The sequence below is a fragment of the Reyranella sp. genome (genome assembly GCF_052439685.1).
Classification (GTDB): domain Bacteria; phylum Pseudomonadota; class Alphaproteobacteria; order Reyranellales; family Reyranellaceae; genus Reyranella.
Map to the genome: position 1 here is coordinate 489388 of NZ_JBQVQG010000001.1, position 11426 is coordinate 500813.

Sequence of the window (11426 nt, forward strand, 5' to 3'; positions counted from 1 at the left end):
CCAGGTTTGACTTGAAGCCTTCCGGCGCGCTTAGTCGCGAGCCCCCGGAGGATCAAGCCCATGAAGTCGGTTGCTCTGATAGCCCTGTTCGCCACCTTTGCCGCAGGCAGCGTCTGCGCGCAGACCGCCTCCTTCCAGTGCCCGGCCAGCGGCACCCAGTTCAGCTACAAGGGCGACGGATTGGAGAAGGTGAACACGGCCTCGGGGCAAGACGGCACCGTCTGCCTGTACGCCAGCCTCTCCAACGGCAAGACCGAGACGCTGCGCGTGCACGGCGGCCTCGTCGGCTCCATCGACGCACAGGGCGAGTCCTTCGCCAAAGGACTGGACCTCAAGGCACTGTGGCCGCTCAAGGTCGGAAACAAGATCACGAATACCGTCACCATCGTCGGACGCGACGGCAAGAGCTACACCTCCACCGTGACGATGACCGTCGTGGCCTACGAGAAGGTCACGGTACCGGCCGGCACCTTCGACGCTTTCCGCGTCGAGGAAAGCAAGGCCGAGTCGAACCGCCGCGACATCCATTGGTGGGCACCGGCCGTTTCGGCCTCGGTCAAGGAGAGCTTTCCCGACTGGCGCACGCCCGGCAAGACGATCACCCTCGATCTGGTATCGCTGAAGCCGGCCGCCAAATAACGCCGCCGACGCTTTTGGCTACGCTACCGAGCCTGGATCGGTGTTGGCGCCACAGATCAGCGTAGCGACGCGTTCGCCCGGTGCGGGACGATAGGCGCCCGCACGCAGCGCAGCGAGGCCGGTCGCGCCCGCCGGTTCGGCGACGATGCGCAGTTCGTCCCAGAGCACACGCTGCGTCTCGCGCACCGCCTCGTCTGTAACCAGCACGGAGTCGCGGACCAGCGTGCGGGCGACCTCGAAGTTGGGCGTGCCGATACGGCTCGCACCCAGCGCGTCGGCGGCGATCCCGGAGATCGCGACGTCGACCGGCTTCCCGGCCTTCAGTGCCTCGTGCAGGGTCGGCGTACCCTCGGTCTCCACGGCGACGATCTTCTTCACCGCGCCGATCGCGGCGGCGCAGCCGGCGATCAGGCCGCCGCCGCCGACGGCGATCAGCAACGTGTCGAACTCGGTCTGTTCGGCGAATTCGAGCGCGACACTGCCGGCGCCGGCAAACACGACCTCGTCCTCATAGGCCGGCACGATCAACGCGCCGGTTTCCGCCGCACGCTTCTCGGACGCGGCACGCGCCTCGGCATAGACGGCGCCGATCTGATTCACGACCGCGCCGTAGCTGCGCAGCCGCGCGACCTTGGCGGGCGCGGCGATGGTCGGCACGAAGATCTCGGCCTTGTGGCCTAGGGCGCGGGCGGCATAGGCCGCGGCGGCGCCGTGATTGCCGCCCGAGGCCGCGATGATTCCGGCAGCCGGCACCTTGGAGGCAAGCAGCTTGTGGAAGGCGCCGCGGCCCTTGAACGAGCCGCTGACTTGCAGCGATTCGAGTTTCAGCGCCAACGGCGCCGTCACACCGAACGAGCCGGCAGCGAGCGCAATGACCGGGGTGCGGCGCACATGCGGACGGATCAGGCCCCAGGCGGCCTCGATGTCGGTTCGGGCGATCAAGGGAACGTCCCTCGCTAGGCCTGGGACGACAGTCTACAGGCCGGGACGTGGCGCAGGTAGTAGTCGAAGTCGGGAGTGCTCGCGCGCGGGTCCTTGGCTTCCTCGTCGTAGCGGCGCAGCCGCACCGCCTCGGCGTGATACGGGTTGGCGCGGAAGGCTTCGACTTCGTCGGGCGACATCAGTCCGCCCTGGAGTTCGAGGCTGCGCACCGAATCGGCCGCCAGCTTGGCGAAGTAATCGGATTCGACCGTGCAGAGATAGCGCTTGGCCGTCACGTGCAGGCGGACCGGCTCGCTGACCGCCGGCTCGAACCGCTCGGCCAGCCATTGCGCGCCCAGCTCCTCATGCACGTCGTCGACGCCCTGCGAGGCCGGATCCTCGCCCAGCCCGTGGATCATGTGGCCGACATCGTGCAGCAGCGAGGCCAGCACGGTCGCCGGCGGCGCACCATCGGCCTCGGCCAGCGCCGCCGACTGCAGCGCATGCTGCAGCTGGTTGATGTCGGACAGGCCGTAACGGCGCGTGGCGCGGCCGGCGAAGATTTCCAGGAGTTCCTGGCGCAGGGGATCGCTCATGCGTTCTTTTTACCATGGACCGGGGCATATCCGGGAATCATGGAAAGCGCCTGCTTCAAAGGGTCCGGCTGCCATGCGCGTGTAACGAAATCGCCATGCATGTCGAGCCCGCCGGTCGGCCCCACGAAGCAGGCCGTGCCGGGTGTCAACTCCTTCGGGACAGTGCGTGTGAAGGGAATGCGCCGCTTGGTCAAAAGCCCCTGCAGGCTGGCGTTCTCCTCCTTTGTCGAGTCGGTGAAGGCGCTCAGGAGGAAGGCCTGCCGGCGACGAGCCGCGAACCAGGCGGCGAATTTCGGCTCCTCGCCGTAGAGCGCATCCAGCAGGATCAGGCCGTTCACGCGATGGTTGGCGCCGCCGCGCTCCAACGAGTAGGCGGCCGACAGATAGCCGCCGCTATAGGCGGCGATCGTCACGGGCGCGAGATTGAAGCCGCGGCCGGCCTTGCGGTCTCCATACAGGCGCATAAGCCGTTCCGCCGCCTCGTCGAGATACTTGGCAAAATGTCCGCCCCGCCAGAAATTGCCGGCGCTCGAATCGAGGGCGTCGTAGGCGAGCTGGGGGGCGACCAGCGCGATGTTCTTGCCCGACTCGTCGACCTGCCGCGGCACGCCCTGGCGCAGCACGACGTCGCGCTCCAGCGTGGCGCCCTGACCATGGAGGAACAGCAGGATCATCACCGGCCGCGACGGGTCGAAACCCTGCGGCAGATAAAGCAGGGAACGGCGGTCGCTGTAGACCACCTCCTCCCAATAGACATCGCCGCGGCCGGTCGTGTGGCCGCGCCGCTTGCCGTCACGCGCGTCGAGGAAGGGCTTGGTCGTACCCGGGATGACGCTGCGATAGGGAAATGGCGAGGCATCGAACGCGACGAGCTGGGTCTTCGCCTCTTTCAGTCCCGGCGGCGGCGCGGGCGGGGCCGATTTCGCGGCGTGCCGCGGCGCTGGCTTCGCGGCAGGCTTGGGCGCCTGCCGTTTACTGGGCTTCCGGGACTGGGCGTGCGCAGCGGTCGGCATCAGCAGAGCCCCCAGCAGCAGCGCCCGCCGCTTCACGCGGCGGCGGTCCGCCCTGCCCCCGTGGCCCCGGTCGGCAGCGGCATGATGACGGAGAAGAAGGCCGGCAGCGCCACCAGATAGGCGAAGGCGCCGACCAGGACCACGGCCGGCAGGCCGAAGCTGGTGGCCACGATCGGCACCAGCGCCGCGCCGATCACGGAGAAGCAGCCGTTGATGCCCCACGCCCACAGGAACATGTGATCCTTGCCGAGGCGGCCGAGCATCGTCATCGCCGTCGGCATGGGGAAACCCATGAGGAAGGCCGGCGGGAAGACGATCAGCAAGCAAAGCACGATGCGAAGCGCGTAGGGCAGCGTGCCGATCCAGTCGAGCGCGTAGTCGATGGTGAAGGCGTAGGTCGCCAGGATCGCGAAGATGGCGAGGAAGACCTTGGGCATGAACGAGCGCGCCCGGTCGAGGAAACGCTCCGAGAAGAAGCTGCCCATGCCGGAGAAGACAAGCATGCCGGTGATCAGCACCGAGGCCGAGACCGTGGCGTTGGAGAGCGCCAGGATGAAGTGGGAGATCATGCCCACCTCGACGATGATGTAGCCCAGGCCGAGGCACAGGAAGTACAGCATCGTGCCGGCCTTGCCGGGATAGCGGCTGAAGATGGTGCGCCAGCCGAACACGACCGGGAAGAGCACGAGGGTCAGCGCGAAGACCGTGGCAATGCCGAGCGTCGCCCAGAGCAGCAGGTAGCCCCACTCGTCCTGCACCAGCTCGAGCCGGTCGGTGAACTTCAGCAGGTCCGGCACCTTGATGTAGGCGGCGAAGTACGGCTGGTGGTTGGTCAGGATGCGGGTGTCGAAGACATACTCGTCCGCGACCTTCTGCCAGCCGCCCTCGAGCAGATAGTGCCAGGCGAGGCGGCCGAGCACGGTCGCGGGCACGACGGGCGCGGGCGGCGGGCCGTCGGCTTTGGCTTCTTCGGTCGCGCCGGGAGCGCCGGGCGGCGGCTTGTCGTTCGGCTCCGTCTCGGCGGGCGCCGTCGGATCGGCGGGGACGCCGGTGAAGAAGAACTGGTCGCGATAGTCTGACAGGATCTGCTTCAGGTCGGCCGTGTCCACCTTGAGGCCGGGATAGTAGATCTCGTCGAACGACATCGCCTTGGTGTGGGCGTTGAGCAACTCGATCTCGGCCGGGGTGAAGCCGTCGCGCTTGTAGAGCACGGTGGCGGTCGAAAGGTAGGACGAGACGACGTAGAACTTCTGGGCGATGTCCTTGCCGTCATCTATGTCGCGGGCCGCTGCGGCCATGGTGGCGTAGAGCTTCAGGACAGACTTGGGCGGCTCTTCCTTGTTCCAGAGCGTCACCGAGAGGACGCCGCCCGGCGTCAGGGCGCGCATGTAGGCGCTCATCGCCTCGCGGCTATAGGAATACTTCTCGACGATCGAGAAGCCGCCCGGGCTCGACAGGCCGGCCGAATCGGCCAGCGACAGGTCGATCACGTCGTAGCGGTTCTTGGTATGGGCGACGTAGAGGCGTCCGTCATAGTCGACGACGTTGACCTTCGGGTTGTTCAGGACGTCGCCGGTGAAGTCGCGCAGGAACTTGTCCTCGCGGAAGGCGGAGAGCAGCGCCGGGTTTCCCTCGGCCACCGTGACCTGGCTGGAGCCCGACTTCAGCGCCACCGCCGTCGAGATGCCGCCGCCGAACTGGACCACGAAGGTCTTCGGGTCCTTCTTCAGCAGGTAGGGGTAGTACATCGGCAGGTACTTGAAGTACGCGGTCTGTTCGGCCGGCAGGTCCTTGATGATGCCGGCCGGGCCCTCGGAATCGATGTAGAGGCCGAGATAGGCGTTCGACGGCATCTTCTCGAGGTTGAAGGCCGCGTTGTCGGACTGGCCCGGCGCGAAATGCAGATAGGAACTGGCGTAGACCTCGATGTAGCCGAACGGCGAGGCGCGCTCGTAGACGCGCTTGGCATCGGGGAACTTGCGGGCGTAGGAGACGCCCTTGTAGTCGGACACGGCGAGCTTGGGGATGCCCAGCACCTGCGGCGCAAAATGGTGCACGGCGGCCGACAGGATGGCGACGACGACGATGGCCGCGGTGCCACGGCGATCGCCCAGCGCCACGAACCACAGGATGCCGCCGGCCAGCCAGAGCAGCAGCGGCGCCATGATCAGGTCGTCGGGCCGCCAGGCGTACATGGCCAGCAGCACGGTGAGGCCGCACAGGCCGGAGCCGACGAGATCGGCGAAATAGACGCGGCTGAAGGTCTTCTTGGCCTTCAGGAAGATGACGCCGAGATAGAGCGCGCCCGCCAGGAACGGCAGGAAATAGAGCACGAAATTGGCGAACAGGCGCCACTTCTGAACCGGATCGGAGATCAGGAAGATCGCGTTGAACGGCACCTGCTGGGCAGCGAGGTTGCACACCACCATCAGCGGACCGAAGGCCAGCAGCGCGCCTTTCACGGACCCTATCCAGTGGCGCTCGAACCAGCTCTTGCCGACGCACATCACGGCGCTGGTGAGGCCGAAGCCGAACATGGCGAGGCTCACGACCAGCGAGCCGAAATGGGCCCAGCTGCCGACGGAGAACACGCGCATGATGCCGATCTGCAGCGCGATGATGCTGCCAGCGACCAGGCCTACGGAAAGATAGAAGGAGAGCGGCGGGCGGTGATCGAGATCGACCGTGACGGACAAGGGGGATCTCCGTTGTTTTTGTTGGATCGCTTTATGCGATCTCTAGAGGGGGCGCACTCCCTGCGTCCCAAAAATCGATGTCATCCCGAGCGCAGCGAGGGACCCTTTGCCAGGTGCCGGAAAGGTCGCTCGCGGTGCTCAGGATGACATTGTCTCTCGGAAGCCGCCTCGTGCGACTTTAGCGGTTGTGCGTGCCGACGATCTTTTCGCCGTCGAGCTTGGTGAAGGGCACGAACGGCACGATCTTGCCGCCGTAGATGTCCTCGCGGCTCGTGGTGATGGAGCCGTCGGCGCCCTGCGTCTTGGTGACCTTGAGCACGCGCTGGGCGCCCGGCGGGCCGACCGGAATCACCATCAGACCACCGGACTTGAGCTGCTGCAGCAGCGGCGGCGGCACATGGTCGATGCCGCAGGTCACGATGATCTTGTCGAACGGAGCAGCCTCTTCCCAACCGTAGAAGCCGTCGGCGTTCTTGGTCTTGATGTGCTTGTACTCGGTGTAGCCCTTGTCGATCAGCTTGTCGTACAGGCCCCGCGTGCGCTGAGCGAGCGGCGCGATGATCTCGATCGTGTAGGCGTTCTCAGTGAGGTTGGCGATGTAGGCCGACTGCACGCCCGAGCCGGTACCGATCTCGAGAACCTTCTCGCCGCGCTTCACGTCGATCACGTTGGTCATGCGGCCCTGGACGTGCGGGCCGGACATGGTCACGCCGTAGCCGATGTCGAGGAAGGCATGCTCGTAGCCCCGCTTGGCAATCGCCGGGCTGATCGCGGCGAACTCTTCGCGCGGGGTGAGCAGGAAGGCGCGCATCGTCGCCTGACCCCAGATGTCCTTGTTCCGGATCAGGGCCTGGAAGCGGTCCCAGCGCTGGCCGAGGGAAACGGGATCCTCACCGCGGGCCTTGCCCCAGGCGATGAAGTTCTCGCGCGTGTCCATCGGCGGGTTGAGATCCCAGCTGTAGGGCTTGACGGTGGCGGCGATGGCCGGGGCGGCCAGGGTACCGGCGGCGAGCGCGACCGAGCCGGAGACGAAAGTGCGCCTCTTCAAGATATTCCTCCTTGGCGCGGACCCGTTGAGACGAGGGGAAAAACCGCCGGAAAAGCCCGGCGGTTTGGGGGCAACCGCACGTCGAATAGATACGGGAATTGTGGCGGATTTGCCAGCGCGGCCATGCTAGGCCGTCGGTAACAATGACGAATCGAGGGAGGAATTCATGACTCGCAAACTGTCCCGTCGCGCCGCCTTGGGCGCTGCGGCCGCCCTGCCCGCCGCCGCCCTGCTGCCCCGGCACCTCCAGGCCCAGGGGGCGTGGAAGCCGACCCAGAATGTCCGCATGGTCTGTCCGGCCGCGCCGGGCGGCACCACCGACATCGCCGCCCGACTGCTGGCCTCCTATCTGACCGAAGCCTGGGGCCAGTCCTGCGTCGTCGACAACAAGTCGGGGGCCGGCGGCGTCATCGGCTCGACCGAGGTCGCCAAAGCGGCTCCCGACGGCAATACGATCCTGATGGGCAACATCGGACCGCAGTCGATCGCCTACTCGCTCTACCGCAACATGCCCTACACGCCGGCCAGCCTGATCCCGGTGTCCAATGCCATCACCGCCCCCAACGTGCTAGTCGTGCACCCGTCGGTGCCGGCCAAGACCGTGCCGGAGTTCGTGGCCTGGCTGAAGGCCCAGAACGGCAAAGCGTCCTACGCCTCGTCCGGTACCGGCCAGTCGCCTCACCTGTGCGGCGCCTGGTTCCTGCAGCTCACGGGCACGAAGGCCGAACATATCCCCTATCGCGGCGCGGCCCCGGCGCTCAATGACCTGACGGCCGGCGTCACCCAGTTCTTCTTCGACAATCTGACCACCGCCATCGAGTTCGTCCGCGCCGGCAAGCTGCGGGCACTCGGCCTCACCTCGGCGCAGCGCAATCCGCTCACCCCCGATCTGGTCCCGATCTGCGAGACCATGCCGGAGCTGAAGCCCTTCGACGTGTCGACCTGGTTCGGCGTCTTCCTGCCGGCCAACACGCCCAAGCCCATCGTCGACTCCCTCAATGCCCAGATGAAGGCATGGCTCGCCGACCCGAAGACGCTGGAGCGCATCAAGGCCATGGCGGGCTTCCCCGCCTACGGTACGCCCGAGCAGTTCAACGCCTTCGTCACCGCGCAGATCGCGCAATGGAAGGGCGTCATCGACAAGGAAGGTCTGAAGCTCGACATGGGCTGAGCCCTACATGATCTGGTTCACCACGCCGCCATCGACACGCATGGCGGCGCCCGAAGTGCCGGACGCGGCTTCGCTGCAGAGATAGACGCCCAGCGCCGCCACCTCCTCCGGCGAGGTGAAGCGGCGGATCAGCGTGGTCGGCCTGAAGTCGCGCAGGAAACCAGCCTCGATCTCCGCGACACTCACGCCCGTGGCCTCGGCGCGCTCGGCGCGCATCCGGTCGGTATTCTCGGTGTGGGTCGGGCCGGGCAACAAGGCGTTCACCGTGACCCCCGTGCCCGCGAGTTCCATGGCGAAGCCGCGCGACAGGGAAAGCTGCGCGGTCTTCGTCATGCCGTAGTGGATCATCTCCCTGGGGATGTTCAGCGCCGATTCGCTGGAGACGAAGACGATCCGGCCCCAGCCACGCCCGGCCATTCCCGGCGCGTAGTGGCGCGTGAATCGCACGCCACTCATGACGTTGACCTCGAAGAAGCGCTGCCAGTCGCCGTCGTCGATCTCGAAAGCCGGCTTGCGGCCATAGACACCAAGATTGTTCACCAGGATGTCGATCTGCGGCACCTTGCCGAACACGGTCTTCGCGCCTTCCGCCGTGGCGCAATCTGCCGCGATGCCAGTCGCCTTGGCCTCCGGCACGGCTTCCTTCAGTCGCCCCAACGCCTCGTCGACGCCGGCCTGCCCGCGGCCCGTGATCACCACGCTCGCGCCTTCGGCGGCGAGGCCCTTGGCGATGGCGTAACCGATGCCGGCGGTCGAGCCGGTAATCAGCGCATGCTTGTTGGCCAGTCCCAGATCCATGGCTTTCCCTCCCTCAGGGCGCGGCACGGTAGGCAGCGCTGCGGACCTTGCCAAGCGCCGCCCCGCACCTAATATCAGTACTCTGATATATGGAGTTGCCGATGTCCCCGCCCCGCCTGACCTACGACGCCTTCGCCCGCATCGCACCAGCGACCCCGCAGGCCCTGATTGCCATGGGCCGGCAGGCCGACGAATCGGGGATCGACAAGCAGATCGTCGAGTTGGTGAAGCTGCGCGTGTCGCAGCTCAACAACTGCGCCTTCTGCCTGCAGATCCATCTCAACGTCGCGCGCAAGCTGGGCGTGCCGCAGGAGAAGCTCGACCTGGTGGCCACGTGGGAAGAAGCCGGCATTTTTTCCGAGCGGGAGTGCGCCGCGCTCGCCTGGGCGGAGACGCTGACGCGCGTGGTGGGTCAAAGCATCTCGAACGACGCCTACGGCTCGGTCCGCCGGCACTTCAGCGAGGAGGAAGTGGCTTTTCTCTCGGTCTCGATTGCCACGATCAATGCCTGGAACCGGCTGGGCGCCGCCTTTCGCTTCGCTCCGCCGATCCAGAAGGGCGTGCCGGCCACCGCATGATATGCAAATGACAATCGTTTGCATTTGATGTAGAGTTGGCGTCATGCCTGACATCACTCATGCGCGCGAGCCTCGTCTGCTCGCCCTCGACCAATTGCTCTCCCGTCGCTCGGTGGGGCCCCTGCAGGAACCGGCGCCTGCCGGCGCCGACCTCGATCTGATCCTCGATGCCGGCCTGCGCGCGCCGGATCATGGGCGCCTGCGGCCGTGGCGCTTCGTCATCATCCGCGGCGAGGCGCGCCTCGCCTTTGGCGAAAAGCTCGGCGAGGCCGCCGCGGTGCGCGACCCCGCCAATGCCTCAGCCCTCGCCGAACGCTATCGCGCCTGGGTGCGACGGACGCCGATGCTGATCGCCCTCGGTGCCGTCGTGAATCCGGGCAACATCCCGGAGATCGAGCAGCTGCTCGCCGCCGGCGCTGCCGCGATGAACATGCTGAACGCGCTGCACATGCTGGGCTATGGCGGGATGTGGGTCACCGGTCCCAACGCCTACGACCCCAACGTCAACAAGCTGCTGGGCTTCGAGGCGCCGGCGCGCCTGGTGGGTTTCCTCACCGCCGGGACACCCGCGCCCTCGACCGCGCCGGTTCCGGCGCGGGCCGAGCGGGCCGCGCACGTCACCGAATGGACGCCCGGCTGAGCCGGGCCGCGCTCTACTTGCCGGCGGCGTCGAGCGCCTGCGACAGATCGGCGAGGATGTCGTCGATGTGCTCGAGGCCAATCGACAGCCGCACATAGCCGTCGGAGACGCCGGTTGCGAGTTGCTCTTCCGCCGAGAGTTGGGAGTGCGTGGTCGAAGCCGGATGGATCGCCAGGCTGCGCGCGTCGCCGATATTGGCGACGTGATAGAGGAGCTTCAGCGAATCGATGAAGCGGCGGCCCGCTTCGCGGCCGGCCGCCAGCTCGAAGCCGACCAGCCCGCCATAGCCGCCCTTGAGATAGGTGTCGGCGCGGCGCCGCGTCTCGCCCGTCTGCTGCGATGGGTGAATGACCTTCGCGACCTCGGGGCGCTTGGCGAGGAAGTCGGCGACGGCCTGCGCATTCTTCACATGGCGCTCCATGCGCAAGGTCACGGTCTCGATGCCCTGCAGGATCATGAAGGCGTTGAACGGCGACAGCGCCGATCCGAGATCGCGCAGCAGGGTCGTACGCGCCTTGATGATGTAGGCCACCGGACCGATCGGCTTCACCGCCTCGACCCAGACGGCGCCGTGATAGCTGGGATCCGGCGTGTTCAGCGCCGGCTGGCGCTTCGGATGCGCGGCCCAATCGAAAGTGCCGCCATCGACGATCAGGCCGGCGATCGAATTACCGTGGCCGCCGAGATACTTGGTGCCCGAATAGACGACGACCGCCGCGCCGTGATCGAACGGCCGCGACAGGATCGGCGCCGCCGTATTGTCGACGATCAGCGGAATGCCGAGCGGCCGGCCGATATCGGCGACCTCCTTGATTGGAAAAACCGCCAGCTTCGGGTTGGGCAGCGTCTCGGCGTAATAGGCTCGGGTGCGATCGTCGGTTGCGCGGGCAAAGGCCTGCGGGTCCGCCGGATCGACGAAGCGGACCTCGATACCTTGGTCCTTCAGCGTGTGGGCGAACAGGTTCCACGTGCCGCCGTACAGGTCGGTCGAACTCACGACGTTGTCGCCGGCCTTGGCCAGGTTCTGGATCGCGAAGGCAGAAGCCGCCTGGCCCGAACTCACGGCCAGTGCCGCCGCGCCGCCTTCGAGAGCCGCGATACGCTGCTCCAGCACATCGAGCGTCGGATTGCCGATGCGGGTGTAGATGTTGCCGAGCTCCCTCAGCGCAAACAGGTTCGACGCGTGCTCGGTGTCGCGGAACTGATAGGATGTCGTCTGATGGATCGGCACGGCGACCGAACCGGTCGTGGCATCGGCGCGCCAGCCGGCATGCAGCGACAGGGTCTCGGGATGGCGGGAATTGGTCATGATCGGCCTGCTGGGTT

At 66.7% G+C, this 11426-nt stretch carries 11 protein-coding genes; 4 read left to right on the forward strand and 7 right to left on the reverse strand.

The window, feature by feature from the left end:
• Window positions 1–60 precede the first annotated feature (60 nt).
• Window positions 61–639: a hypothetical protein gene (locus ACT6UX_RS02400; RefSeq protein ID WP_444773533.1), complete on the forward strand. Its 579-nt coding sequence runs from the start codon at window positions 61–63 to the stop codon at window positions 637–639.
• Between the two features lie 18 nt (window positions 640–657).
• Here the strand turns inward: ACT6UX_RS02400 and ACT6UX_RS02405 are convergent, their stop codons facing one another.
• The 5 genes from ACT6UX_RS02405 to ACT6UX_RS02425 all read right to left on the reverse strand — a co-directional run bounded on the left by ACT6UX_RS02405 (window position 658) and on the right by ACT6UX_RS02425 (window position 6913).
• Window positions 658–1581 carry a serine/threonine dehydratase gene (locus tag ACT6UX_RS02405; RefSeq protein WP_444773534.1) on the reverse strand — a complete coding sequence of 308 codons (924 nt, stop codon included), beginning with the start codon at window positions 1579–1581 and terminating at the stop codon, window positions 658–660.
• 14 nt (window positions 1582–1595) lie between these two features.
• Complete coding sequence (locus ACT6UX_RS02410) at window positions 1596–2156, reverse strand: HD domain-containing protein (RefSeq protein ID WP_444773535.1); 561 nt, start codon at window positions 2154–2156, stop codon at window positions 1596–1598.
• Window positions 2153–3205 carry an alpha/beta hydrolase gene (locus ACT6UX_RS02415; protein ID WP_444773536.1) on the reverse strand — a complete coding sequence of 351 codons (1053 nt, stop codon included), beginning with the start codon at window positions 3203–3205 and terminating at the stop codon, window positions 2153–2155. Before ACT6UX_RS02415 ends, ACT6UX_RS02410 begins: the two co-directional genes overlap by 4 nt.
• Window positions 3202–5865: a hypothetical protein gene (locus ACT6UX_RS02420; RefSeq protein ID WP_444773537.1), complete on the reverse strand. Its 2664-nt coding sequence runs from the start codon at window positions 5863–5865 to the stop codon at window positions 3202–3204. Before ACT6UX_RS02420 ends, ACT6UX_RS02415 begins: the two co-directional genes overlap by 4 nt.
• Window positions 5866–6043: 178 nt before the next feature.
• Window positions 6044–6913 carry a protein-L-isoaspartate O-methyltransferase family protein gene (locus ACT6UX_RS02425; RefSeq protein WP_444773538.1) on the reverse strand — a complete coding sequence of 290 codons (870 nt, stop codon included), beginning with the start codon at window positions 6911–6913 and terminating at the stop codon, window positions 6044–6046.
• A 166-nt stretch (window positions 6914–7079) separates the two neighbouring features.
• Between ACT6UX_RS02425 and ACT6UX_RS02430 the strand changes: the two genes are divergently transcribed.
• Window positions 7080–8084 (forward strand): Bug family tripartite tricarboxylate transporter substrate binding protein, encoded by a 1005-nt coding sequence (locus tag ACT6UX_RS02430; protein WP_444773539.1) that lies wholly within the window; start codon window positions 7080–7082, stop codon window positions 8082–8084.
• Window positions 8085–8087: 3 nt separating this feature from the next.
• Here ACT6UX_RS02430 and ACT6UX_RS02435 read toward each other — a convergent pair whose 3' ends face one another.
• Window positions 8088–8882, reverse strand: a complete 795-nt coding sequence (locus ACT6UX_RS02435) for an SDR family NAD(P)-dependent oxidoreductase (protein ID WP_444773540.1) — start codon at window positions 8880–8882, stop codon at window positions 8088–8090.
• Window positions 8883–8983: 101 nt separating this feature from the next.
• On the opposite strand from ACT6UX_RS02435, the gene ACT6UX_RS02440 reads away from it, so the two are divergent.
• Both ACT6UX_RS02440 and ACT6UX_RS02445 read left to right on the forward strand, forming a co-directional pair.
• On the forward strand, window positions 8984–9460 hold the full coding sequence (locus ACT6UX_RS02440) for a carboxymuconolactone decarboxylase family protein (RefSeq protein WP_444773541.1): 477 nt from the start codon (window positions 8984–8986) through the stop codon (window positions 9458–9460).
• A gap of 43 nt (window positions 9461–9503) precedes the next feature.
• Window positions 9504–10100 carry a nitroreductase family protein gene (locus ACT6UX_RS02445; RefSeq protein ID WP_444773542.1) on the forward strand — a complete coding sequence of 199 codons (597 nt, stop codon included), beginning with the start codon at window positions 9504–9506 and terminating at the stop codon, window positions 10098–10100.
• A 13-nt stretch (window positions 10101–10113) separates the two neighbouring features.
• On the opposite strand, the gene ACT6UX_RS02450 is transcribed toward ACT6UX_RS02445, so the two are convergent.
• The gene (locus ACT6UX_RS02450; protein ID WP_444773543.1) at window positions 10114–11409 is read right to left on the reverse strand and encodes an O-acetylhomoserine aminocarboxypropyltransferase/cysteine synthase family protein; all 1296 of its coding nucleotides are present in this window, start codon (window positions 11407–11409) and stop codon (window positions 10114–10116) included.
• Between the last annotated feature and the right edge of the window lie 17 nt (window positions 11410–11426).